This is a genomic window from Massilia solisilvae (assembly GCF_024753215.1).
Classification (GTDB): domain Bacteria; phylum Pseudomonadota; class Gammaproteobacteria; order Burkholderiales; family Burkholderiaceae_D; genus Telluria; species Telluria solisilvae.
The window spans coordinates 1788790-1812161 of sequence record NZ_JANUGV010000001.1; the positions used below are offsets into that span (position 1 = coordinate 1788790).

Below are 23372 nucleotides of genomic sequence, written 5' to 3' on the forward strand. Positions count from 1 at the left end.
TCAGTCCCTTGGCACGTTGAACAGCTTGAAGAAGTTATCCGTCGTCTGCCGCGCCACCTCGCGCAGCGGCACGTCCTTGAGCGTGGCGATGAACTCGGCCACATGCGGCACGAAGCCGGGCTCGTTCATTTTGCCACGGTACGGCACCGGCGCGAGATACGGCGAGTCGGTTTCGATCAACATCCGTTCAAGCGGAACGGCTCTGGCGACCGCCTGCAGCTCCTTGGCGCTCTTGAAGGTGACGATGCCGGAAAAGGAGATGTAGAAGCCCATCTGCATGGCCGCCTGGGCCACTTCCAGCGACTCGGTAAAGCAGTGCATCACGCCGGCCACGCCGCCCTTGTCCGGCGCCGCGCCCTCTTCCTGCAGGATGCGGATCGTGTCGCTGCTTGCCGATCGGGTATGGATGATCAGTGGTTTCCTGGCGATGCGCGAGGCCCGGATGTGAGTGCGAAAGCGCTCGCGCTGCCATTCCAGGTCGCCTTCCAGCCGGTAGTAGTCCAGGCCGGTCTCGCCGATGGCGACGATGCGCGGGTGTTTGGCCAGCTCGACCAGTTGCTCGACCGTAGGCTCGGGCGTGTCCTCGTAGTCCGGGTGCACGCCGACCGAGGCGTAGATGTGGGGATATTGCTCGGCCAGCGCGAGCACCTGCGGGAAATCCGGCAAGTCCACCGAGACGCACAGCGCGTGGCTGACCTTGTTCTCGGCCATTTTGGCCAGCACCTCGGGCATGCGCGCGGCGAGCTCGGGGAAATTGATGTGGCAGTGGGAATCGATGTACATCCGCACATTGTACGGCGCGGGGGCAAACCGCGCCAAACGCTGCCAGGACAACGTAGGGTGGGCAGCTTGCTGCCCACGCGTTCAACCAGCCCCAGCACTGCCTGCCGCCCACGCGTGAGGCACTTTGACGCTGGCTGAACGCGTGGGCAGGAGAACCTGCCCACCCTACGATCGGTCAGGCCACCCGCTTGCCGAGGATGTCCAGGTCGCGCTCGATGCCGTCCAGGTTGGCCACGCGCGGGAAATGCGCCCAGGTCTCGAAGCCGAACTTTCGGAACAGTTCCAGGCTCGGCTTGTTGTGCCCGAAGATGAATCCCAGCAAGGTGTGCACCTTGACCTGCGGCGCGAACGCAATCGCCTCTTCCAGGCAATAGCGGCCCACGCCCTTGCCGCGCCATTTCTCCGCGACATAGATCGACAGCTCGGCCGTGCCCGAATACGCCGGCCGGCCATAGAAGTTCGAGTACGACAGCCAGCCCACGATTTCCGGCTCCGCCGCGGTATCGTCGGCACGATGGATGACCCACAGCGGGCGCCGGTCCGGCGTGTGGTCGGCAAACCAGCCCTCGCGCGACTGCACGGTGATCGGCTCGGTATCGGCGGTCACTTCACGCGAAGCAATGGTGGAATTGTAAATATCGACGATGACAGGCAGGTCTTCGATGCGGGCGGTGCGGTGAACGTAGGACGGCATAAAGCGAAAAGACTAGAGGGTATGCGTGGCGCGCGACGAACGCAGCGCGGCGCCGAGGATTTCTTCGATGCGCAGGCGGGCACGCTGACCCGATTCGTCGGCCGGGAAATGTACCCCGACGCCCTGCGCCTTGTTATTGTTGGCTCCCGCCGGCGTGATCCAGGCGACGCGGCCGGCAATCGGGAACTTGGTCGGGTCCTCCATCAGCGTCAGGATCAGGTAGATCTCGTCGCCGATCTTGTACGGCTTGTTGGTCGGCACGAAGATGCCGCCATTCTTCAAGAACGGCATATAGGCCGCGTACAGCGCCGCTTTTTCCTTGATGGCAAGCGACAACACCGACGGCCGTGGCTGGTTGGCTGGGCTGCTGGTGTCGTTCCGGTTGCCGCTCATCGGTATCCTTTCATGTGCAGCAGAGAGTGTACTCAAGCAGCATATCTTCGACAAACAATTTTGGCGACAGCGGGTGGTCCGCCACGGCCCGGCGCTCGGTAACGCCCTTGATCGCCTTGAGCACGCCGGCAGTGTGCACGCTGGCGGCCAGGGCCGCAAGCTCCCTCTGATAACGGGGATAGTAGCGCACGGTGCCCGAAAGTTTACAAGAGAGCAAGTCATACAGCCAGCGCTGCTCCCACGCCACCAGCGAGGCCAGCGGCGCCTTGGACAGCCGTTCGGCGGCCTTCAGGGCGGCGTCCGCGCTCGGACGGGCCAGCAGGTGCAGCAGCACGTCCAGTTCCTCGCGGTTGCCGGACTCGGCCTGGGCCAGCGCAAGCAGCGGCGCCCCGCCCTGCTCGCGCAGCCAGCTGTCGGCGTCCTGCACGCCCTGCGCCTGCAGCCATGCCAGCGCTTCGTCGTGCGCCGGCATCGGCAGCGCAAACTTGCGGCAGCGCGACAGGATGGTCGGCAACAGCCGGTCGATGCTGTTGGACGAGAGCAGGAACACGGTGCCGGGGGGCGGCTCTTCCAGCGTCTTGAGCAGCGCGTTGGAGGCCGGCATGTTGAGCGCCTCGGCCGGGTACAGCACGACCACGCGCAAGCCCTGCCGGTGGGTCGAGATGTTCATGAAGTCGGCCAGCGAGCGGATCTGCTCGATCCTGATCTCTTTCGATGCGCTCTTGGCGGACTTCTTCTTGTCGCCGTCCGCGTCCTCGCCCTCGGCGGCGGCCGCCTCGTCTTCCAGCGCCTCGGGGCGCACGCGCCGGTAGTCGGGATGATTCTGCTGCGCGAACCAGCCGCACGAGGCGCATTCGCCGCAGGCGTGCCCATCCGGCCGCACGTTCTCGCACAACAGCGACTGGGCGAAGGCCTCGATGAAGCCGGTCTTGCCGGTGCCTTCGGCGCCGTAGAACAGGATCGCGTGCGGCAGCCGCTCGCGCATGTGCTGCAGCTGCTCCCACGCGGCCTGCTGCCACGGATGGATCGCGGTCACAGCAGCCGCTCCAGCGCCGCGGCAATGGCGGCGCGCGTCTCGTCGATGCTCCTGGTCGAATCGATCACGACGATGCGGCCGGGATGCTCGCCGGCCAGCCGCAGGTACTCGTTGCGGCAGCGCGAGAAGAAGTCGGCCTTCTCCTGTTCGAACTTGTCGAGCGTGCGCTCGGCGTCAAGACGCTGGCGCGCCACCTCGACCGGCACGTCGAACAGCAGCGTCAGGTCGGGCCAGCGCCTTGCGTGCACCCACTGCGCCAGCGCCATGATCTTGTCGCGGTCCATGCCGCCCGCCGCCGACTGGTAGGCGAAACTGGCATCGGTGAAGCGGTCCGACAGCACCCAGTCGCCACGCTCGATGCCCGGCTCGATCACCTGCGCCAGGTGCTCGCGGCGGCTGGCGAACATCAGGAGCGCCTCGGTCTCCACGTGCATCTTCTCGTGCAGCAGCAGCTCGCGCAGCTGTTCGCCCAGGCGCGTGCCGCCCGGCTCGCGCGAGGACACGACGGTCTTGCCGCGCGCGGCCAAAAAGTCGACGACAAAGCCGATGTGTGTCGACTTGCCTGCGCCGTCAATGCCTTCGAAAGTGATGAATTTGCCCGGCACTGCCGTGGTCTGCTGCGTCATGGGGCCTGCCGCTGGTATCGGTTGACGGCCTTGTTGTGGTCCGTCAGGTTGTCGGAAAACTTGCTGGTGCCATCGCCGCGCGAGACGAAGTACAGCGCTTCGGTGCGGGCCGGCGACAGCGCCGCCTGCAGCGACTGCACGCCCGGCAGCGCGATCGGCGTGGGCGGCAGGCCGGCACGCACGTAGGTATTGTAAGGGGTGTCCGTTTCCAGGTCCTTCTTGCGGATTTTACCCTCGTACTTCTCGCCCATGCCGTAGATGACGGTGGGGTCGGTCTGCAGCAGCATGCCGGCCTTCAGGCGGTTCACGAACACGCCCGCGATCATCGGGCGCTCCGACTTCTGCCCGGTCTCCTTCTCGACGATCGAGGCCATGATCAGCGCTTCGTACGGATTCGCATACGGGAGGTTGGGGTCGCGCTTTTCCCACGCCGCTTTCAGCCGGTCCATCATCGCCTGGTGTGCCTGGCGGAAGATCTGCAGCTCGCTCGAGCCTTTCGCGAACAGGTAGGTATCCGGGAAGAACAGCCCTTCGGGCGACTTGTACGACAGTTGCGGCGCGATCTTTTGCAGCAGTTCCTTGTCCGACAGGTCGGCCGCGTCATGTTTGAGACTGGGCGCGGCGGCGATCACCTGGCGCATCTGGCGGAAGGTCCAGCCTTCGATGATCGTGACCGATTCCTGCGCGAACTCGCCGCGCACCAGTTGGGTGAGCAGCGTGCGGGGCGAGGTGTTGGGCTTGAGCTCGTAGCTGCCGGCCTTGATGCGCGAGCTCTTGCCCGAGATGCGCGCCAGCGTCGCAAACAGGAAAGGGTTGATCGGCACGCCTGCCTTGGCGATCTGCTGCGCCGCAGCACCCGCGCCGCTGCCTGGTTCGACGGCGAAGGGAATCACCGCATCGGCCGTGCTGATCGGCTGCTTGGCCCACCAGGAAAAGCCCGCGGCCGCCGCGACCGACACGATCACGCCGGTCACGATGAGTTTTTTTATTAGTGCCATTCGGGTAGTAGGGGTATTACGCCGGGTCCGGCGCGAAATTCTCGACAACTCTATAATGAGGCCGTAATGATAAAGCCTAAACGCAAAAATAACCGAGTTTATGAGTAACTGGACAGAATACCTTGCGTCCCACGGCGCCCGCTTCCATATCGACGAAGCCACTCAGGTCGAAGACTTTGGCCGCGCCCTCGGCGCCGCCGAGCTGGCCGATGGTTTCGTGGCATCGGTCACCGACCTGGGACTCATCTCCGTTGCCGGCCTTGATGCCGCCAGCTTCCTCCACAACCAGCTGACCAACGACGTCGAACACCTGGCGCCTGGCGAGGCGCGCCTGGCCGGCTACTGTACGCCCAAGGGCCGCCTGCTGGGCAGCTTCCTGATGTGGCGCGACGCCGAAGCCATCTATTTGCAGCTGCCGCGCGCGCTGCAGGCGCCGCTGCAAAAGCGCCTGTCGATGTACGTGCTGCGCGCCAAGGCCAAGCTGGCCGATGCCACGCAAGATCCCGCCAACGAGGCCGTGATCGGCATCGGCGGCGGCAAGGGCGAAGCGGCCCTGCGCGAGCAGTTCGGCACGCTACCGGTGGCGCCCTACGCAACCGTGGCTGGCGACGCTGGCACCGTGATCCGCGTGGCCGACGCATTCGGCGCGCCGCGCTACCTGTGGCTGGCGAGCGCCGAGCGCGCCAGCGCCGCGCTGCCGGCATTGAAGGAAGCGCTGGCACTGGGCGGCAACCAGGCCTGGAACCTGGCGTCGATCCACGCTGGCGTGCCGCAGGTGACGGCCAGCACGCAGGAGCAGTTCGTGCCGCAGATGATCAATCTCGAGCTCCTTGGCGGCGTCAACTTCAAGAAGGGCTGCTATCCGGGCCAGGAAATCGTGGCGCGCAGCCAGTACCTGGGCAAGCTCAAGCGCCGCACCGCGCTCGCGACCATCGACAACGCCGCCGCGCAGGCCGGGCAGGAAGTGTTTTCGACGGCCGATCCCGACCAGCCCTGCGGCATGGTGGTGAACGCCGCCGCCAACGGCGCCGGCGGCGCGGATGCCCTGATCGAGATGAAGCTCGCCGCGCTGGAAGAGGACGTACACCTTGGCGCGGCCAGCGGCGCGAAGGTCCGCTTCCTGCCCATGCCCTACCCGCTCGACGCGCTCGACCTGTAAGCCATGATCGACCTGTACGTGTATTACAAGGTGCGCGCGGAGAACGCCGCGCGGCTGGAACCTGTCGTTCGTGCCATGCAGGCGCGCGTGGAGGCCAACCTGGGCGTGGCCGGACGGCTGCAGCGCCGGCCCGCGGAGTGCAACGGCGTGCAGACCTGGATGGAAGTGTATTCATCCGTGACCGACGAATTCGCAAAGAGCCTGGAACAGGCCGCGCGTGACGCCGGCGTGCACCACCTGGTTGAAGGCGGCGCGCGTCACGGCGAAGTTTTTACGGATTTCACAGCATGTGCCTGATTGTCTTTGCCTGGCGCGTGATCCCGGGCGTGCCCTTGATTGCGGCAGCCAACCGTGACGAGTATTACGACCGCCCGGCCACGCCGGCGGGTCCCTGGCCCGAAAATCCCAACGTGATCGCAGGCCGCGACTTGCGCGGCGGCGGCAGCTGGATGGGCGTGACGCTCGATGGCCCGGGCGGGCCGCGGTTCGCCGCGCTGACCAACATCCGCGGGCCACAGGAAAAGCGCCCCGATGCGCCCACGCGCGGCGCGCTGGTGGCGGACTTTCTGCAGGGCGAGCAAAGTGCGGCCGACTACATCGAACGCATCGCCCCCGGCTCTGGCGTGTACAACGGCTTTAACCTCGTGCTCGGCGACCGCGACGGCCTGTACTGGTTTTCGAACCGGGGGCTGGACGACCCGCGCAACGGCAAACCGCTGGAGCCCGGCATCTACGGGATTTCGAACGGCCTGCTGGACGATCCGTGGCCGAAGGTGATGCGCACCAAGGCGCAGTTTGCCAGCCTGCTGTGCCAGGGCGCGCCCGAGGAAGCCTATTTCGAAATGCTGGCCGACACCACGCGTGCGCCGGACATGCGGCTGCCGGCCACCGGCGTGCCGATCGAGATGGAGCGCATGCTGTCGGCCGTGTGCATCGAATCGCCGGGGTATGGAACGCGCACTTCGACGGTGGTGCGCTTGTATGCGGGCGCGCCGCCGGAATTGAGCGAGCGCGTGGTGCAGCCGCTGTGCCCGGAGCAGGCAGAAGCCAGCTAGTTAGCAGTAAAACCGTCGTCCCCGCGGAGGCGGGGACCCATGCTGAGCGTCGGGGCACGCGGTCTATGGGTCCCCGCCTTCGCGGGGACGACGGTTTCAGGCGTGTGGGAAATAGCTAGATCGCCGACACGCCGCCATCCACCGCCAGGATTTGCCCCGTGATGTGCTTGCCCGCATCCGACGCGAACAGCACCACGGCGCCCTTCAGGTCCTCGTCGTCGCCCAGCCGCCCGAGTGGCGCAGCATCGGCCAGTTCCTCGCCCATCGTGGACAGCACCCCTTTCGTCATCTTGGACGGAAAGAAGCCCGGCGCGATCGAGTTCACGGTGATGCCATAGCGGCCCCACTCCGCCGCCAGCGCACGCGTGAAATTAACCACCGCACCCTTGGAGGTGTTGTAAGCCAGCGTCTGCATCGTCCCCGGCGCATTGCCGGCCAATCCCGCGATCGACGAGATGTTCACGATGCGCCCATACCGGCGCGGAATCATCGACAGCTTGCCCACCGCCTGGGTCAGCAGGAACATGCTGCGCACGTTCAGGTTCATCACCTTGTCCCACGCGTCCAGCGGGTGATCCTCGGCCGGCGAACCCCAGCTGGCGCCGGCGTTGTTGACGAGGATGTCGACCTGCCCGAGCCGCGCCACCGCTTGTTCGGCAAAGGGCCGCACCTGCGCCTCCTGCCCCAGGTCCACCGCGATCGCCTGCGCTTCGATGCCGCGTTGCGCCAGGTGGGCCACGGCCTCGTCCAGTTCGTCCTGCTTGCGCGCCGAGATCACGAGGCGCGCCCCCTGTTCTCCCAGCGCCTGGGCCATCTGCAGGCCCAGTCCACGCGAGCCGCCGGTCACGATGGCGGTTTTGCCCTGCAAGGAGAACAGCTCCCGGGTGGTACGCATGCGGCCTCCGCGGAAAAGATCAGGCTTCGTAATCCATGCACTGGCGCGCTTCGCGCACCGCGCCGATGAACGGCACCACTGCCTGGTGGGTCGGGTGCGCGGCGTAGGCGGCCAGCGCTTCCTTGCTGTCGAATTCCGAGTACAGCACCACGTCGTAAGTCGCCTCCAGCCCCGGCTGCGCCAGCGCCACCTCGAACTTGCGCATGCCCGGCACGATGTTGGCGCAGGCATCGAGACGGCGTTTCATCTCCCGGGCATTGGTGGCGCGGTCGGCGCCTTCGGCCTGGTCCTTCAGTTTCCACATGACGATGTGCTTAATCATATATTTCTCGTATCACAGGGGCTCCAACTGAGCCGTTTGCATATGTAGGGTGGGCAGGTCCTCCTGCCCACGCGTTCGGACAGAGCAAGCACTGGCTGGACGCGTGGGCAGGAAACCTGCCCACCCTACGGAGGTTTGCAGAATAGCATGGGGTACCGCCTCAAGGGGCAAGCCCCACCGCGAAAAAGGTGGTTTGAGTAAGCTCAATGTTAGATCGCCGTAAGGTTCCAGTAAGCCTGGAGCAAGACTCGTGTAAGTTTTACATTCCACACTGCGAGATAGCTGACGAAGGATCGGCTATATCCAAACCGGATAATTACTACACGGAGACAACACAATGGCTATCACACCTGGCATGACCGCCGGTGGAAAGGCAATGCCTACCACTGCGGGGCTCACCAAGGAAGAGCGGAAAGTCATCTTCGCATCGTCCCTCGGTACCGTTTTCGAATGGTACGACTTTTACCTGTACGGCTCGCTTGCACCGATCATCGCCAAGCAGTTCTTCATTGGCGACCCGACCGTCACCTTCATCTTTGCGCTCCTGGCATTTGCGGCCGGCTTCATCGTGCGCCCGTTCGGCGCGCTGGTGTTCGGCCGCCTGGGCGACCTGATCGGACGTAAGTACACCTTCCTGATCACCATCCTGATCATGGGCGGTTCGACCTTCATCGTGGGCCTGTTGCCAAGCCACGCCTCCATTGGCGTTGCCGCGCCGATCATCCTGGTCAGCCTGCGCATCCTGCAAGGCCTGGCGCTGGGTGGCGAGTACGGCGGCGCCGCGACTTACGTGGCCGAGCACGCGCCGGAAGGCCGCCGCGGCTTCTTCACCTCGTGGATCCAGACCACCGCGACGCTGGGCCTGTTCCTGTCGCTGCTGGTGATCCTGGGCACTCGTACCGCCATGGGCGAGAAGGACTTCGCCGAATGGGGCTGGCGCGTGCCGTTCCTGGTGTCCGTGCTGCTGCTGGCCGTCTCGGTGTGGATCCGCCTGTCGATGAACGAGTCGCCGGCCTTCGCCAAGATGAAGTCCGAAGGCAAGACCTCGAAGGCGCCGCTGACCGAGTCCTTCCTGCACTGGAAGAACGCCAAGATCGTCATCCTGGCCCTGGTCGGCCTGACGATGGGCCAGGCCGTGGTCTGGTACACCGGCCAGTTCTACGCCTTGTTCTTCCTGACGCAGACGCTGAAGATCGACGGCCCGACCGCGAACATCCTGATCGCGATCTCGCTGGCGCTGGCCACCCCGTTCTTCATCTTCTTCGGCTCGCTGTCGGACCGCATCGGCCGCAAGTGGATCATCCTGGGCGGCTGCCTGATCGCCGCGCTGACCTACTTCCCGATCTTCAAGGCCATCACCCACTACGGCAACCCGCAGCTGGAAACGGCGCTGAAGAACTCGCCGGTGGTGGTCGAAGCCGATCCGGCATCGTGCCACTTCCAGTTCAACCTGACCGGCACCTCCAAGTTCCCGTCCTCGTGCGACATCGCCACCGGCATGCTGACCGCGTCCTCGGTGAGCTACACGCGCGTCGATGCCGCCCCGGGCTCGATGGCCACGATCAAGGTGGGCGACAAGGTCCTGCCGTCGTTTAACGCGGCCATGACCCCGGACGGCCTGAACTTCGACCAGGCGTCGAAGGACAAGGAAGCCGCGCTCAAGAAGGACGTGAGCGGCGCCATCAAGGCCGCGGGCTACCCGGCCAAGGCCGATCCGGAGCAGATCAACAAACCGATGGTGGTGCTGTTCCTGTTCATCCTGGTGCTGTACGTGACCATGGTGTACGGGCCGGTGGCCGCGATGCTGGTCGAGATGTTCCCGACCCGGATCCGCTACTCGTCGATGTCCCTGCCCTACCACATCGGTAACGGCTGGTTCGGCGGCCTGCTGCCGACCACCGTGTTCGCGCTGGTGGCGTTCAAGGGTGACATCTACTACGGCCTGTGGTATCCGATCGTCATCGCTGCCATCACCTTCGTGATCGGCGCGCTGTTCGTGCGCGAGACCAAGGACAACGACATCTACGCTGCGGACTGAGATCCTTTGCCTGCAGTGCCCAAAGCCCCGGCGTGCCGGGGCTTTTTTGTTGGTCCACACAGACCGATCGCTCAGTGGCGAACGACGCTCAGGCTCTTGCTCGGGAAGAATTAGCCAGCTTCGGAAGGGAAAGTCGCTTATGTCGCCACAAACTCAGCACGCATCCTCTGGCATGACGCGCCATTGAACCTGACACGTCACAAGTCCCCGCTCGATCTGCTTGGTGCACAGCAAGGCAAGCACGGCGGCGACAGGCCGCGCAATGCGCTGCGGGTCGCAGCCCGCGGCATTCCGTGCATGCAACGGTCATGATTCAGCCGCGTTGCTTGCAGGGACATGCGCTTCCTGCCAGCGCCACGCACGCATGCGATATGCGGCCCACGCACTCAGGCCGGCGCCGGCCAGCAGGATCAGCCGGGTGTCGAACAGGGTCAACACGGCGCCGCCGAGGGCCATGACGATATTGGCGAAGCAGAACGTGGTCGACAGGAGCCCCATCACCGCGCCCTGGCCGTGGCCGCCGAAGCGATCCGCCGCCCAGCCCTGGATAGTGGCGTTATAGAACGCGTGCGGCAGGCCGAAGAGGACGATCCCGGCCATGCCGACCCACAGGTTGCCCAGCGCAACGCTGGCGATGAGGATGGCGACCAGGATCGCGTGAAAGCTCGCACGGCGCAGCGGATCGAGTTTGCTCGGCCCACCCGCGAAGGCTGCCGACAGCGTCATCACGCCGCACAGCCCAACGTTGACGAGCGAGATGCCGCGGGTGTCGAAATGGCCCACTTCCACCAGCCACAGCGGATAGAACTCGTAGAAACCGGTCACGCCGCAGGTGTAAGCCAGCTGCATGATGAACAGCAGGCGCAGCTGGTCATGGCGCAGCAGGTTGAACGCATGGCGCTCGCGCGCCACCGACCACCACGAACCGGCCGCGCCGTGTGGTTTTTCCTTGTTCAGCGCCACCGCGCAAAAGGTCGCGCCCAACAGCAGCGCGCCTGCGGCAACGTAGAACGGCACCGACAGGCCAAAGCCGATGGTTACGCCGGCCAGCAGCGGGCCCACCAGCCAGCCCAGATGCAGCGCGCCGTTAAACCATGACATCGCCCGGTTGCGCAGGTCGCCCTCGAGCCGCTCGGCCAGCAACGCGCGCACCACCGGGGCCTGCCCTTCGAGCAAGCCGGTGCCAAAGCGCGCAGCGAGAAACAGCGGATACGACTGCATCGCCAGCGCGCCTGCCGTCAGCACGTGGCCGACCGCGGCGCCGGCGGCGGTGACCAGCACCACCTTGCGGCGCCCGAAGCGGTCCGACAGCGGGCCGAGCACGGCGTTGCCGATCAGAAGCCCGAGCGGGTTGATCAGCAAGGCGACACTGAACAGCAGTTTCGGCGGCAGGCCGAGGAAGTGGTTCAGGTTGTCGGCGGCGCCGGCCGCGAACAGCGGCGGCAGGATCGGGTACGGCAGCGAGGCGCCGGTCGTGGCCAGCAGTCCCAGCAGGCAGGCTGTTGCAATCAGCAGGTGATTTTTCACGCGTACAACCAGTTATATAAAGATAACGAACTGTAGCGTGGAAGGCCACCAAAGTAAATGCAGGGCGGGTACTTGTCGGGTGGGCAGATTTCTGCCCACCGACGATGGTCGCCCGCGGGCGGTCAGCCGTTGAAGCGCTTGCCCTCGACCGCCAGGCGCACCAGCAGCGGCGCCGGGGCCCACGCCTCGCCATGCCGCCCGCGCCCGTACTTCTCGATCGCTTGCAGCACGTTGGGCAGGCCCACACAGTCGGCGTAAAACATCGGGCCGCCGCGCCAGCTCGGGAAGCCGTAGCCGGTCAGGTACACCATGTCGATGTCGGAAGCGCGCAGCGCGATGCCCTCTTCCAGGATCTTCGCGCCTTCGTTCACCAGCGCGTACACCAGCCGTTCGATGATCTCCTCGTCGCTGATCTTGCGGCGCTCGATGCCCTGCTCGCGCGCATACTCGACGATCATGTCGTTGACCAGCTGCGAGGGGTAGGCATGGCGGTCGCCCGGCTTGTAGTCGTACCAGCCGGCGCCGGTCTTCTGGCCGAAGCGGCCCTTTTCGCACAGCAGGTCGGCCGTCTTTGAGTACACCAGCTCGGGCGACTCGATTGCGCGGCGCTTGCGGATGTACCAGCCCACGTCGTTGCCCGCCAGGTCGCTCATGCGGAACGGCCCCATCGCAAAGCCGAACTTCTCGATGGCCTTATCCACCTGCTCGGGCGTGCACCCTTCGTCAAGCAAAAAGCCGGCCTGCCGCAGGTACTGTTCCAGCATGCGGTTGCCGATGAAGCCGTCGCACACGCCGGCCACCACGCCCGTCTTCTTCAGCTTTTTTGACAGCGCCATCGCGGTCGCGAGCACGTCCTTGCCGGTCTTTGCGCCGCGCACGATCTCGAGCAGCTTCATCACATTGGCCGGGCTGAAGAAGTGCAGGCCGATCACGTCCTGCGGACGGCCGGTCACGGCCGCGATCTTGTTCACGTCCAGCGTCGAGGTGTTGGTGGCGAGGATCGCGCCGGGCTTCATCACCTTGTCGAGCTGACGGAACACCTCGGTCTTGACCGCCATGTCCTCGAACACGGCCTCGATCGTGATGTCGGCCTGGGCGATGTCTTCGTACGCCAGCGTGCCGGTGACCAGCTGCATGCGCTGCTCCAGCTTGTCCTGCGTGAGCTTGCCGCGCTTGACCGAGGTTTCGTAGTTCTTGCGGATCGTGGCCAGGCCCTTGTCCAGCGCCTCCTGCTTCATCTCGAGGAGCGTCACCGGGATGCCGGCGTTGGCAAAGTTCATCGCAATGCCGCCGCCCATGGTGCCCGCGCCAATGACGGCGGCCGAGGCGATCTTGCGGGTCGGCGTGTCGGCCGGCACGTCCGGAATCTTGCTGGCCGCGCGCTCGGCGAAGAATGCGTGGCGCAGCGACTTCGATTCGTTCGTTTCCTTTAGCTTGAGGAACAGTTCGCGCTCGACCTTCAGGCCTTCCTCGAACGGCAGGGTCAGGGCCGCGATCAGGGCCTCGACGCAAGCCACCGGTGCCGGGAACGGGCCGGCCGCCTTTTTGATGCCTTCGCGCGCCTGGCTGATGAACAATTCAGGCTGGGCATGCTCGACCTTGCGGTCGCGCACCTTCGGTAGCGGGCGCAGGTCCGCCACCTTGTTGGCGAATGCAATCGCGGACGCCAGCAGGTCAGCCCCCGGCCGATACACTTCGTCGAACAGCGCAGTGCCCGCAAGGGCCTCGGCCGGGACCGGGGTGCCGGTGGTGATCATCTGCATCGCTTGCTCCAGGCCGACCAGGCGCGGCATGCGCTGGGTACCGCCGGCGCCAGGCAGGATGCCGAGTTTGACCTCCGGCAGCGCAATCTGGGCCTCGGGCGTGGCGACGCGGTAGTTGCAGCCAAGGGCCAGTTCCAGCCCGCCGCCCATGGCGACCGAGTGGATGGCGGCGACGACCGGCTTTTCGCTGCTTTCCACCGTGCTGATCAGCGTGTGCAGGGTTGGCTCGGTGAGCGCTTTGGGAGAGTTGAATTCACGAATGTCCGCGCCGCCCGAAAAGGCCTTGCCGGCGCCGGTCAGCACGATCGCCTTGACGGCGGGGTCCATGCCAGCCTTGCGGACAGCTTCGACGGCGGCGCTGCGGGTCTCCAGCCCCAGCCCGTTCACCGGCGGGTTGTTCAGCGTGATGACGGCGACGTTGCCGCGCACTTCGTAGTCGGCGCTCATGTCTCTTCCTCTTCTGGTTGGATGTGCAATCGCTGAACTATAACCGATAAAAGTACGGTCGTATTATTTTTGATGAAACGTACCCACCAACTTTACCGGTCGTTCCGGCGTCCGCCGGAACGACGTTGGTCGGTGAAGTTTCAGTTCAGATCGTCGGCAGCTTGTGCTCGCGATACGCTTCGCGCAGCCGGTTCTTCTGGATCTTGCCGGTCGCGCCCAGCGGCAGGCTGTCCACGAACACCACGTCATCCGGCATCCAGAACCTGGCCACTTTCCCGGCAAAGAAGGCCAGCAGCTCTTCACGGGTCAGCTGCGCCTCGGGCCGCCTGACCACCACCAGCAGCGGCCGCTCGTCCCATTTCGGATGCACCACGCCGATGCACGCAGCCTGTAACACCGCGGGGTGCGACATCGCAATGTTCTCCAGATCGATGCTGCCGATCCATTCGCCGCCGGACTTGATCACGTCCTTGCTGCGGTCGGTGATCTGCATGTAGCCGTCGGGGTCGATGGTGGCCACGTCGCCGGTCGGGAACCAGCCGTCCTCGAGCACGTCGCCGCCTTCGTCGCGGAAGTAGCGCTTGATGATCCACGGCCCCTTCACCAGCAAATGCCCGGAGGTCTCGCCATCCCACGGCAGCTGGGCGCCCGCGTCGTCCACGATCTTCATGTCCACGCCGTAGATCGCGTGGCCTTGCTTGCGCAACACGGCGCGCTGCGCTTCGGTCGGCAGCGCGTCGTGCTTCGCCAGCAGATTGGCGGTCGTGCCCAGCGGCGACATCTCGGTCATGCCCCAGGCATGCACCACCTCGACATTGAAGCGGTCGATCAGGGTGTCCATCATTGCGGGCGGGCAGGCCGCGCCGCCGATCACGGTGCGGCGGAAGGTGGAGAACTGCAAATCGTTCTGCAGCGCGTAGTTGACCAGGCCCAGCCATACCGTGGGCACGCCGGCCGAGAATGTCACGCGCTCGGCCTCGAACAGCTCGTAGAGCGACTTGCCGTCCAGCGCAGGCCCCGGGTACACCATGCGCGCGCCGGACAGCAGCACCGAATACGGCAATCCCCATGCGTTCACGTGGAACATCGGCACCACCGGCAGCACCGAGTCGCGCGCCGAGATGTTCAGCGCATTCGGCATGGCCGACGCATAGGCGTGCAGCACCGTCGAGCGGTGCGAATACAGCGCGCCTTTCGGGTTGCCGGTGGTGCCCGAGGTGTAGCACAGCGCGGCGGCCGAGTTTTCGTCGAATTGCGGCCAGAGGTAGCCGTCGTCGGTGGCGTCGATCAGTTCCTCGTAGCACAGCAGGTTGGCGATGCTGGTCTTGTCCGGCATGTGCGCGCGGTCGCTCATCAGCACGAAATGGCGGATCGTGGGGCAGCGTGCGGCCACGATCTCGGCCAGCGGCAGGAAGCTCAGGTCGAAGAACAGCACCTTGTTTTCGGCGTGGCCGATGATGTAGGCCAGCTGGTCCGGATGCAGGCGCGGGTTAATCGTGTGCAGCACGGCGCCCGAGCCGGACACGGCGTAGTAGAGCTCCATGTGGCGGTAGCCGTTCCAGGCCACCGTGCCCACCCGGTCGCCCATGTCGACGCCCAGCGTTTCAAGCGCGCGCGCCAGCTGCCGGGCGCGGCGGGCGCAGTCGCGGTAGGTGTAGCGGTGCATGTCGCCCTCGACGCGGCGCGAGACGATTTCACTGCCGCCGTAATGCCGGGCGGCGAACTCGATGATGCTGGAGATGAGCAGGGGCTGGTCCATCATCTGCCCCATCAGCGGGCTCATCGGGAATGCGGTCATGGGCGCTCCTGTGAACAGATTGATAACGTAAGCCGAGTGTCATGCCGAGCGGCACAGGCGTCAACCGCTTTCGATGCTGCGCCGCAGCAGACGGCTGTTTCAGGGTGTAACGCACGTTTGAAGCAGGGGCATCGACCAATAAAATCGGCCCCGTACGGTAAAATCCTGACATCAAACGTTTGCAATCACCTGTACTGGAATCGCCATTACCGCCGACGACCTACCGCTCGACAATTCGTTCGCCCAGTTGCCGCCCGCGTTCTACACGCGCCTGATGCCCACTCCCCTGCCCGATCCTCACTTCGTGGCGGCCAGCGCTCCGGCCGCGGCGCTGGTGGGACTGGATGCGCAGCAGCTCGCGAACGAAGACTTCGTTGCCGTTTTCAGCGGCAACCGGGTGCCTGCGCGCGCCCAGCCGCTGTCGGCCGTGTATTCGGGCCACCAGTTCGGCGTGTGGGCCGGTCAGCTTGGCGACGGCCGCGCGATCCTGTTGGGCGACATTCCGTCGCCGGCTGGCCCGATGGAATTGCAGCTCAAGGGTTCCGGCCGCACCCCGTACTCGCGCATGGGCGACGGGCGCGCCGTACTGCGCTCGTCGATCCGCGAATTCCTGTGCTCCGAGGCCATGGCCGCGCTCGGCATTCCAACGACGCGCGCGCTCATGGTCACCGGCTCGCCCCAGCCAGTGGTGCGCGAATCGGTAGAGACCGCGGCGGTGGTGACGCGGATGGCGCCCTCCTTTGTGCGCTTCGGTTCGTTCGAGCATTGGTACTACCGCGACAAGCAAGACGAGTTGCGCACGCTGGCTGACTACGTGATCAAGGCGTTCTACCCGGAACTGGCGGGCGAACCGAATCCGTACAAGGCGCTGCTCAAGGAGGTCACGCTGCGTACCGCGCGCCTGATCGCGCAGTGGCAGGCGGTCGGCTTCATGCATGGCGTGATGAACAGCGACAACATGTCGATCCTCGGCCTGACGCTGGACTACGGCCCGTTCGGCTTCATGGAGGCGTTCGACCCGAACCACATTTGCAACCACACCGACCAGCACGGCCGCTATTCGTACGCCAACCAGCCGCCCATCGGCCACTGGAACTGCTACGCGCTGGCCAACGCCCTGCTGCCGCTGGTGGGCACCGTCGAGGACGCGCAGGAGGCGCTGGACGCATACCAGCCCGAATTCGCACGCAGCATCGACGCGCTGCTGCATGCGAAACTGGGGCTGGCGAGCAACCGGGACGGCGACCGCGAATTCCTCGACGATACGTTCAAGCTCATGCAGGACAACCACGTCGATTTCACGCTGTTTTTCCGGCGCCTCGGCAAGCTCCAACTGCAGGCACCGGAAACCGACGCGCCGCTGCGCGACCTGTTCATCGATCGCGCCGCCTTCGATGCGTGGGCCGCCAGGTACCGCGAGCGGCTGCGCGCGGAAAACAGCGTTGACGTGGCGCGCCGCGAGGCGATGATGCGCACCAATCCCAAGTACGTGCTGCGCAACTACCTGGCGCAAGTAGCGATCGAGCGCGCGCAGAACGGCGATTTTTCCGAGGTCGACAAGCTGCTGTCGGTACTGCAGCAGCCTTATGACGAACAACCCGACAACGAGTCTTACGCGGCGCTGCCGCCCGACTGGGCCAGCCACCTCGAAGTGAGCTGCTCCTCCTGACCCCCTGGAACCACCATGACCGACAAAGTAACCAAGACCGACGCCGAGTGGCGCGCCCAGCTCGACCCGATGCAGTACCAGGTGACGCGCCATGCCGCCACCGAACGCGCTTTCACCGGCAAATACTGGGACCACCATGAACACGGCATCTACCACTGCGTGTGCTGCAATACCCCATTGTTCGAATCGGATGCCAAATTCGAATCGGGCTGCGGCTGGCCGAGCTATTTCCGCGCCATCGATCCGGCCAATGTGATCGAAAAGGTCGACCGCAGCCATGGTATGCTGCGCACCGAAATCATTTGCGCGGTGTGCGATGCCCACCTGGGTCACGTCTTCGAGGACGGGCCGCCGCCGACCGGCCTGCGCTACTGCATCAATTCGGCCGCACTGCGCTTCGAACCTGCTTGAGAATGACGCTGCACCAGTTATGAAATTCCTGTTCGATCTTTTCCCCGTCATCCTGTTCTTCCTCGTCTTCAAACTGGGCGAGGGACACCAGGAGGCGGCGCACGCGCTGGTGGCGCAATACCTCGGCGGCCTGATCAGCGGCGGCCACGTGACCCCGGCGCAATCGCCTATCCTGCTGGCCACCGCCGTCGGCATCCTCGCCACTGCCCTGCAGATTGCCTACCTGCTCGTGCGCGGCCGCAAGGTGGATGGCATGCTGTGGCTCTCGCTCGGCGTCATTGCCGTCATGGGCGGGGCGACCATCTACTTCCATGACGAGACCTTCATCAAGTGGAAGCCCACCATCCTGTACTGGGCATTCGCGCTGGCGCTGTCGGTGGCGCAGTTCGGCTTTCGCAATAACCTCATGCGCAAGGTCATGGAGGCCAACATCCAGCTGCCGGACGCGGTGTGGGACCGCGTCGGCTACGCGTGGATGGCCTTCCTGGCCGCGATGGGCTTGCTGAACCTGTTTGTCGCCTTTGTCCTGTTCAAGGCCGACACCAGCGCGTGGGTGAGCTTCAAGCTGTTCGGGTTCACCGCGATCTTCTTTGTCTTCATCTTCGTGCAGATGCTGTTCCTGTCCAAGCACATCAAGGAGGACGCATGAACCTCGACACCCGTATCGACCGCATGCGCGCACGCCTGCAGGCGGCGCTTTCGCCCTCGCACCTGGAACTGGGCGACGACTCGGCCAGGCACGCCGGCCACCCCGGCGCTGCCTCTGGCGGCGGGCATTACACCGTGAAGATCGTGTCGAGCCGCTTCGAGGGGCTCAAACTCGTCATGCGCCACCGACTGGTGTATGATTCCGTGCACGATATGATGCCTACCGAGATTCACGCACTGGCGATTACCGCGCTGGCTCCGTCAGAGCTGGCGTGAGGGCGAATTCAGTCAGGTTTAAGAAATCTCGTCCAGAATTGAAACACGAAGTTAAAAACGTAATCTAACCCCGTCCAAGCTAACCTCCCCTCAACAGGAATCAATAATGACTTTTAAGCCAGCTCGCTTGCTGTTAGCCCTGATCGCCGTTGCCGCAGCACCCGCCTTCGCACAGAACCTCGCCGTCGTGAACGGCAAGGCGATTCCGTCGTCGCGCGTGGATGCCATCGTCAAGCAGGTCGTGGCCCAGGGCCAGGCGCAAGACACCCCGCAACTGCGCGACCAGATCAAGAAAGAAGTCATCGCGCGCGAAGTGCTGATGCAGGAAGCGATGAAGGAAGGCTACGACAAGAAGCCGGAAGTGAAGGCAGCGCTGGACAACGCCCGCCAGACCATCGTCATCAACGCGCTGGCGCGCGAGTACATCACCAAGCACCCGGTCACCGACGCCGAAGTGCAGGCCGAGTACGACAAGTTCAAGGCGCAGACCGGCGACAAGGAATACCATGTGCGCCACATCCTGGTGGACAGCGAGCAGGCAGCCAAGGACATCATCGCCAAGATCAAGGGCGGCGCCAAGTTCGAAGATCTGGCCAAGCAGTCCAAGGACCAGGGCACGGCCAGCAACGGCGGCGACCTGGATTGGGCCGTCCCGGCAGCCTTCCCGCCCGAGTTCGCCAATGGCTTCAAGAACCTGCAAAAAGGCCAGGTCACCGAAACCCCGGTCAAGACCGCCAACGGTTTCCACGTGATCAAGCTGGACGACGTGCGCGCCGCCAAGCTGCCGTCGCTCGAAGAAGTGAAGCCGCAAATCCAGGAAGAGCTGGCTCAGCGCAAGCTGGCCGCCTACCAGGCGGAAATGGTCAAAAAAGCAAAGGTGCAGTAAGATGAAGCGTTGCCGGCGGCGGGTGCCGCCGGTGTTCGTCGCGAGCAGCGACACGTCTCGTGTTTTTATAGGATCCGAAGAATGATTTTGAAGCCAGCCCGCCTGTTGTTAGCCATGACCGCGATGGTTGCCGCGCCCGTGTTCGCGCAAAACGTTGCGACTGTCAACGGCAAGCCCATTCCCGCGGCCAAGGTCGACCAGCTGGTCAAGCAGGTGGTCGCCCAGGGCAAGGCCACCGATTCGCCGCAACTGCGCGAGATGATCAAGAAGGACCTGATCGGCCGCGAAGTGCTGATCCAGGAAGCCGACAAGCAAGGCGTCGGCAACCGCGCCGACGTGAAGGCTGCGATCGACAACGCCCGCCAGAGCATCATCATCAACGCGATGCTGGCTGACTACGTCAAGAAGAACCCGGTCAAGGATGCCGACATCAAGGCCGAGTACGACCGCTACAAGTCGCAAGTGGGCGACAAGGAATACCATGCCCGCCACATCCTGGTGGACAGCGAGCAGCAGGCCAAGGACATCATCGCCAAGCTGAAAGGCGGCGCCAAGTGGGACGACCTGGCCAAGCAGTCGAAAGACTCGAGCGCCAACAACGGCGGCGACCTGGACTGGGCAAGCCCGGCTTCGTACGTGCCTGAGTTCTCCAAGGCCATGGTAGCGCTGCAAAAAGGCGCCATCACCGAAACCCCGGTCAAGAGCCAGTTCGGTTGGCACGTGATCAAGCTGGAAGACGTGCGCGCCGCCAAGATCCCGCCGATGGAAGAAGTCAAGGGCCAGATCGCCGAGGCACTGCAGCAGCGTCAGCTGGCCCAGTTCCGCGAGACCCTGATGAAGAAGGCCAAGATCCAGTAATCCTGGTTTCCCTTCCCTGAAAAGGCGCCCTCCCCGACGGCGCCTTTTTTATTTTTCGTTCCCGCCAGGAGCGCGCGCACCGGGATTTGGCCGGTTCATATCCGCATGAGCGGAGGTTATGCGTTTCACACTGCCTGCACGATCTCCGGTCTATTTCGCGGCTATTTGTATGTATCTTGACGTAGAACATCCCCCACCCGTGGTGTAATTACAATTTTCGGACGGATTTCCTGTTGCCGCTTCTTTACTATTGCTTCACGGCAATAACCAAAAGGAGCTGACCACATGAAATTCAAACTCAAATCTCTCGCGGCCGCGACACTGTTGTCGATCGCCGCCACCGCGCCCTGGGCCGCCCAGGCCCAGACCGGCAAATGGGTGACCGGCTACTACGGTGGATGGTTCGCCGGCAGCACGATGTACCAGGCGCCGCAACACGTCGACATGACCGCCATGACGCACTTTGTCTTCGGGCGCATCGGCCCGGGCGGCGGCGGCCAGGGCAACCCGGGCGACGTCATCCTGGGTGGCGGCAATTCGCAAACCGACATCGACCACGGCCCGGGCGTCCCCTGGGAGAAGACGGTCGAGGATTACCTGGTCATGCGCGCCCACCAGGTCGGCACCAAGGCGCTCATCATGCTGGGCGGCGAAAACGAAAACGCGGCCTTCCACGCCTCGTGCCTGCCGGGCGTGCGCGCCACCTTCGTCAAGAACCTGGTCGACTACATGGTCAAGCACGACTACGACGGCATCGACGTGGACTGGGAAGGCATCGATTCGAAGGACACCGAAAACCAGGCCCTGCTCGAAGCGTTGATCAAGGACCTGCGCGTTGAGGCGAACGCGCGTCCGCGCTACCAGGACAAGCCGGTGATCATCACCTTCCCGGGCGGCGTGCTGAACCCGAACTACGAAAAGGTCTCGGACCACGTCAAGCGCCTGGCTGCTCTGGTGGACCAGTACAACATCATGAACTACACCGGCACGTGGTTCAACTACGGCTGGGAGACCAGCACCTTTGCGCCCCTGACCAGCGCTGCCAGCAAGGCGCGCCCCACCTCGGTGGCCAGCACGATCCAGATGCTGGAAGACGCCGGCGTGCCGCGCTCGAAGGTGGGCATGGGCATCGGCTTCTACGGCCTGAACTACAAGCCGCCGTTCGCCAAGCCGGGCCAGCCGACCGACGGCTACCCGATGAGCGATTTCTCGTTCACCGACACCGTTTGGAGCTGGACCCTCCTGAACAAGCTGGGCTACCTGGACAACGGCACCTACGTGTGGGAGAACGAGACCCAGACCAGCTACCGCACCTACCCGGGCGGCTACACGCCGGCCGCGCGTACGGACACCACCAGCGGCTACATCTCGTACGAGGAGCCGGCCACCATCGCCGCCAAGGGCGCGTGGGCGCTGTCGAACCGCCCGGGCGAAGGCGCCGCCGGCACCATCATCTGGCTGGTCAACTACGGCACCACCGATGGCGTGAACAATCCGCTGCTGACGGCGACCAAGAAGGCCTTCCTCGACCCGAACGCGACCGAGCCGGGCCCGAACCCGAACCCGCTCGATCCGCCGCCGCCGCCGGTGATCACCGCGCAGAAGACCATCACCTCGGACTGGGGCACCGGTTATTGCGCCGACATGGTGCTGACCAACACCGGCCCGAGCGCCGGCCCGTGGACCTACACCGAGACGCTGGCCGACACCGTCACCTCGCTGTGGAACGGCACCTGGTCGCAGTCGAACGGCCAGCTGTCGGTCAGCGGCCCGAGCTACAGCCCGAACCTGCACATTGGCCAATCGACCAAGGTGGGCTTCTGCGCGACCCGTCCGGCCAAGCCGGTGGAAACGCCGCCCCCGCCGCCGCCGGGTGCGCTGACCTCGACGGTGAAGATCACGGCTGACTGGACCAGCGGCTACTGCGCCAACATCGCCGTCACCAACACCACGACCAGCAAGGTGGTCAGCTGGGCGGTGGACGTGCCGAACATTCAGGGCACGATCACCAGCCTGTGGAGCGGCAAGTACACGATGAACGGCACCACCATGCACCTGTCCGGCCCGGACTGGAACAAGGACCTGGCCGCTGGCGCGACCAACAGCGACGTGGGCTACTGCGCCACGCGTTGATTCGAACTAGCGTCGTCCCGGCGAAAGCCGGGATGACGTTGGCGCGTCGCATAGTTCAATCGGGGCAATGCGGCGGACCACCCGGGTAGTTGCCGTTGTTATAGACGTCCAGCGTGGCGGCCCAGGTCTTCTGCAGCTCGCACGTACCGGGCGAACAGGTTTGCAGCGTGGTTCCGCTGGCGAACCAGTCGCGCGCCGCCGCCATCACGTCCTGCACGCCCTGCGGAGCCGAGGCGCCCGCGTTGCGGTTGAGCACCGCTGCGATGAACTGGTCGGCCAGGATGATGTAGGCGTTGCCACGCGGCGGCGTATCCAGGATCTGCTGCCAGGTCAAGCCGCTGGAGTAGAAGTTCATCTCGCGATACCAGCCGTTCGGCCAGACGACGCCGGGCTTGTTGCCCCAGTAACCCTGGGTGCGCGTGCAGCCTTTGGGACCGCAGCCACAGACCGGGGCAAGCACGTCATTTTCTGCCGTGAACAGCGCGCCCAGTTTCGGATCGGTGGACTGGGCGTAGAACTGGACGCGTACTGCATTCCTCAGGGAGCCCAGCGTCAGCGGCGCCGCATTGATGCTGAACGGAACCACCCGCACATCGCCCGAGCTCAGCGCGCCATCGGTCCCGCTCAGCGTATTGACCTTGTAGACGTCCTGATAGCCGGTGCGCTCAGTTCCGTTTTGCACCGCATAGTCCACGCTGTAGCTTGTCTGCGTGGTGCTCGGCGGCAGGACCGAGACGACGCCGCTGTAACGCCAGTTGCCGGTGGCGCTGTCTTCGCACACGTCCAGCGTCGACGTCACAGCGGGTTTGGCAGTCTGTGCGAGCGCCGGGCTCGCGTGGATGGCGGCAATGGCCATCATGGCCACAGCCAACCGCATGGGGGAACGACAAAACGCAGCAAGATAACTCATGGCAAATCTCCTGATTGGGGGCGCGCGGCGACGTGCTGGCGCTCCCA

General features: G+C 64.6%; 23 protein-coding genes. 11 read left to right on the plus strand and 12 right to left on the minus strand.

Annotated elements, in window-relative coordinates:
* From NX773_RS08045 to mltG, 6 genes are all read right to left on the minus strand, one after another.
* The gene (locus NX773_RS08045) at positions 1–783 is read right to left on the minus strand and encodes a TatD family hydrolase (RefSeq protein ID WP_258855781.1); all 783 of its coding nucleotides are present in this window, start codon (positions 781–783) and stop codon (positions 1–3) included.
* Positions 784–958: 175 nt separating this feature from the next.
* The gene (locus tag NX773_RS08050; protein ID WP_258855782.1) at positions 959–1477 is read right to left on the minus strand and encodes a GNAT family N-acetyltransferase; all 519 of its coding nucleotides are present in this window, start codon (positions 1475–1477) and stop codon (positions 959–961) included.
* Between the two features lie 12 nt (positions 1478–1489).
* On the minus strand, positions 1490–1870 hold the full coding sequence (locus tag NX773_RS08055) for a PilZ domain-containing protein (protein WP_258855783.1): 381 nt from the start codon (positions 1868–1870) through the stop codon (positions 1490–1492).
* A 10-nt stretch (positions 1871–1880) separates the two neighbouring features.
* Positions 1881–2906: a DNA polymerase III subunit delta' gene (locus NX773_RS08060; protein WP_258855784.1), complete on the minus strand. Its 1026-nt coding sequence runs from the start codon at positions 2904–2906 to the stop codon at positions 1881–1883.
* On the minus strand, positions 2903–3532 hold the full coding sequence (tmk, locus tag NX773_RS08065; RefSeq protein WP_258855785.1) for a dTMP kinase: 630 nt from the start codon (positions 3530–3532) through the stop codon (positions 2903–2905). The genes NX773_RS08060 and tmk overlap by 4 nt, the downstream gene beginning before the upstream one ends.
* The gene (mltG, locus tag NX773_RS08070; protein WP_258855786.1) at positions 3529–4530 is read right to left on the minus strand and encodes an endolytic transglycosylase MltG; all 1002 of its coding nucleotides are present in this window, start codon (positions 4528–4530) and stop codon (positions 3529–3531) included. The genes tmk and mltG overlap by 4 nt, the downstream gene beginning before the upstream one ends.
* A gap of 100 nt (positions 4531–4630) precedes the next feature.
* On the opposite strand from mltG, the gene ygfZ reads away from it, so the two are divergent.
* Genes ygfZ through NX773_RS08085 form a run of 3 tightly spaced genes read left to right on the plus strand, consistent with a single transcriptional unit; the run spans position 4631 to position 6744 of the window.
* On the plus strand, positions 4631–5689 hold the full coding sequence (ygfZ, locus tag NX773_RS08075; RefSeq protein ID WP_258855787.1) for a CAF17-like 4Fe-4S cluster assembly/insertion protein YgfZ: 1059 nt from the start codon (positions 4631–4633) through the stop codon (positions 5687–5689).
* 3 nt (positions 5690–5692) lie between these two features.
* Positions 5693–5986 carry a DUF4936 family protein gene (locus NX773_RS08080; protein WP_258855788.1) on the plus strand — a complete coding sequence of 98 codons (294 nt, stop codon included), beginning with the start codon at positions 5693–5695 and terminating at the stop codon, positions 5984–5986.
* A complete protein-coding gene (locus NX773_RS08085; RefSeq protein WP_258855789.1) occupies positions 5977–6744 on the plus strand; it encodes an NRDE family protein in 768 nt (255 codons plus the stop codon). Before NX773_RS08080 ends, NX773_RS08085 begins: the two co-directional genes overlap by 10 nt.
* 115 nt (positions 6745–6859) lie before the next feature.
* Here the strand turns inward: NX773_RS08085 and NX773_RS08090 are convergent, their stop codons facing one another.
* Positions 6860–7639, minus strand: a complete 780-nt coding sequence (locus tag NX773_RS08090) for an SDR family oxidoreductase (protein ID WP_258855790.1) — start codon at positions 7637–7639, stop codon at positions 6860–6862.
* A gap of 19 nt (positions 7640–7658) precedes the next feature.
* On the minus strand, positions 7659–7961 hold the full coding sequence (locus tag NX773_RS08095; protein WP_258855791.1) for a Dabb family protein: 303 nt from the start codon (positions 7959–7961) through the stop codon (positions 7659–7661).
* Positions 7962–8298: 337 nt separating this feature from the next.
* Here NX773_RS08095 and NX773_RS08100 point away from each other — a divergent pair, with 337 nt between their 5' ends.
* On the plus strand, positions 8299–9999 hold the full coding sequence (locus tag NX773_RS08100) for an MFS transporter (protein ID WP_370662226.1): 1701 nt from the start codon (positions 8299–8301) through the stop codon (positions 9997–9999).
* A gap of 306 nt (positions 10000–10305) precedes the next feature.
* Here the strand turns inward: NX773_RS08100 and NX773_RS08105 are convergent, their stop codons facing one another.
* From NX773_RS08105 to NX773_RS08115, 3 genes are all read right to left on the minus strand, one after another.
* Positions 10306–11526, minus strand: a complete 1221-nt coding sequence (locus NX773_RS08105) for an MFS transporter (protein WP_258855793.1) — start codon at positions 11524–11526, stop codon at positions 10306–10308.
* A 122-nt stretch (positions 11527–11648) separates the two neighbouring features.
* Positions 11649–13736, minus strand: coding sequence for a 3-hydroxyacyl-CoA dehydrogenase NAD-binding domain-containing protein (locus NX773_RS08110; RefSeq protein ID WP_258855795.1), 2088 nt, complete (start codon positions 13734–13736; stop codon positions 11649–11651).
* Between the two features lie 145 nt (positions 13737–13881).
* Positions 13882–15534 (minus strand): 3-(methylthio)propionyl-CoA ligase, encoded by a 1653-nt coding sequence (locus NX773_RS08115; RefSeq protein WP_307728449.1) that lies wholly within the window; start codon positions 15532–15534, stop codon positions 13882–13884.
* A gap of 184 nt (positions 15535–15718) precedes the next feature.
* Between NX773_RS08115 and NX773_RS08120 the strand changes: the two genes are divergently transcribed.
* The 7 genes from NX773_RS08120 to NX773_RS08150 all read left to right on the plus strand — a co-directional run bounded on the left by NX773_RS08120 (position 15719) and on the right by NX773_RS08150 (position 22415).
* Positions 15719–17203 (plus strand): protein adenylyltransferase SelO, encoded by a 1485-nt coding sequence (locus NX773_RS08120; RefSeq protein WP_370662232.1) that lies wholly within the window; start codon positions 15719–15721, stop codon positions 17201–17203.
* Between the two features lie 15 nt (positions 17204–17218).
* Positions 17219–17614, plus strand: a complete 396-nt coding sequence (msrB, locus tag NX773_RS08125) for a peptide-methionine (R)-S-oxide reductase MsrB (RefSeq protein ID WP_258855796.1) — start codon at positions 17219–17221, stop codon at positions 17612–17614.
* A 19-nt stretch (positions 17615–17633) separates the two neighbouring features.
* Positions 17634–18263: a septation protein A gene (locus NX773_RS08130; RefSeq protein ID WP_258855797.1), complete on the plus strand. Its 630-nt coding sequence runs from the start codon at positions 17634–17636 to the stop codon at positions 18261–18263.
* Complete coding sequence (locus NX773_RS08135; protein WP_258855798.1) at positions 18260–18538, plus strand: BolA family protein; 279 nt, start codon at positions 18260–18262, stop codon at positions 18536–18538. The genes NX773_RS08130 and NX773_RS08135 overlap by 4 nt, the downstream gene beginning before the upstream one ends.
* Positions 18539–18644: 106 nt before the next feature.
* A complete protein-coding gene (locus NX773_RS08140; RefSeq protein ID WP_258855799.1) occupies positions 18645–19424 on the plus strand; it encodes a peptidylprolyl isomerase in 780 nt (259 codons plus the stop codon).
* 81 nt (positions 19425–19505) lie between these two features.
* Positions 19506–20282, plus strand: a complete 777-nt coding sequence (locus NX773_RS08145; RefSeq protein WP_258855800.1) for a peptidylprolyl isomerase — start codon at positions 19506–19508, stop codon at positions 20280–20282.
* 285 nt (positions 20283–20567) lie between these two features.
* Entirely contained in the window at positions 20568–22415 is a 1848-nt protein-coding gene (locus NX773_RS08150; RefSeq protein WP_258855801.1) for a glycosyl hydrolase family 18 protein, read from the plus strand.
* A gap of 55 nt (positions 22416–22470) precedes the next feature.
* Here the strand turns inward: NX773_RS08150 and NX773_RS08155 are convergent, their stop codons facing one another.
* On the minus strand, positions 22471–23325 hold the full coding sequence (locus NX773_RS08155) for a hypothetical protein (protein WP_258855802.1): 855 nt from the start codon (positions 23323–23325) through the stop codon (positions 22471–22473).
* Positions 23326–23372: the final 47 nt, after the last annotated feature.

What these genes read in the sequence shown, in the direction of transcription:
- NX773_RS08080 (WP_258855788.1), top strand. Translation starts at nt 5,693, where the DNA reads ATGATCGACCTGTACGTGTATTACAAGGTGCGCGCGGAGAACGCCGCG.
- NX773_RS08150 (WP_258855801.1), top strand. Translation starts at nt 20,568, where the DNA reads ATGAAATTCAAACTCAAATCTCTCGCGGCCGCGACACTGTTGTCGATC.
- NX773_RS08135 (WP_258855798.1), top strand. Translation starts at nt 18,260, where the DNA reads ATGAACCTCGACACCCGTATCGACCGCATGCGCGCACGCCTGCAGGCG.
- mltG (WP_258855786.1), bottom strand. Translation starts at nt 4,530, where the DNA reads ATGGCACTAATAAAAAAACTCATCGTGACCGGCGTGATCGTGTCGGTC.
- NX773_RS08095 (WP_258855791.1), bottom strand. Translation starts at nt 7,961, where the DNA reads ATGATTAAGCACATCGTCATGTGGAAACTGAAGGACCAGGCCGAAGGC.
- NX773_RS08130 (WP_258855797.1), top strand. Translation starts at nt 17,634, where the DNA reads ATGAAATTCCTGTTCGATCTTTTCCCCGTCATCCTGTTCTTCCTCGTC.
- NX773_RS08050 (WP_258855782.1), bottom strand. Translation starts at nt 1,477, where the DNA reads ATGCCGTCCTACGTTCACCGCACCGCCCGCATCGAAGACCTGCCTGTC.
- tmk (WP_258855785.1), bottom strand. Translation starts at nt 3,532, where the DNA reads ATGACGCAGCAGACCACGGCAGTGCCGGGCAAATTCATCACTTTCGAA.
- NX773_RS08090 (WP_258855790.1), bottom strand. Translation starts at nt 7,639, where the DNA reads ATGCGTACCACCCGGGAGCTGTTCTCCTTGCAGGGCAAAACCGCCATC.
- NX773_RS08055 (WP_258855783.1), bottom strand. Translation starts at nt 1,870, where the DNA reads ATGAGCGGCAACCGGAACGACACCAGCAGCCCAGCCAACCAGCCACGG.
- msrB (WP_258855796.1), top strand. Translation starts at nt 17,219, where the DNA reads ATGACCGACAAAGTAACCAAGACCGACGCCGAGTGGCGCGCCCAGCTC.
- NX773_RS08140 (WP_258855799.1), top strand. Translation starts at nt 18,645, where the DNA reads ATGACTTTTAAGCCAGCTCGCTTGCTGTTAGCCCTGATCGCCGTTGCC.
- NX773_RS08115 (WP_307728449.1), bottom strand. Translation starts at nt 15,534, where the DNA reads ATGACCGCATTCCCGATGAGCCCGCTGATGGGGCAGATGATGGACCAG.
- NX773_RS08100 (WP_370662226.1), top strand. Translation starts at nt 8,299, where the DNA reads ATGGCTATCACACCTGGCATGACCGCCGGTGGAAAGGCAATGCCTACC.
- NX773_RS08110 (WP_258855795.1), bottom strand. Translation starts at nt 13,736, where the DNA reads ATGAGCGCCGACTACGAAGTGCGCGGCAACGTCGCCGTCATCACGCTG.
- ygfZ (WP_258855787.1), top strand. Translation starts at nt 4,631, where the DNA reads ATGAGTAACTGGACAGAATACCTTGCGTCCCACGGCGCCCGCTTCCAT.
- NX773_RS08045 (WP_258855781.1), bottom strand. Translation starts at nt 783, where the DNA reads ATGTACATCGATTCCCACTGCCACATCAATTTCCCCGAGCTCGCCGCG.
- NX773_RS08155 (WP_258855802.1), bottom strand. Translation starts at nt 23,325, where the DNA reads ATGAGTTATCTTGCTGCGTTTTGTCGTTCCCCCATGCGGTTGGCTGTG.
- NX773_RS08145 (WP_258855800.1), top strand. Translation starts at nt 19,506, where the DNA reads ATGATTTTGAAGCCAGCCCGCCTGTTGTTAGCCATGACCGCGATGGTT.
- NX773_RS08085 (WP_258855789.1), top strand. Translation starts at nt 5,977, where the DNA reads ATGTGCCTGATTGTCTTTGCCTGGCGCGTGATCCCGGGCGTGCCCTTG.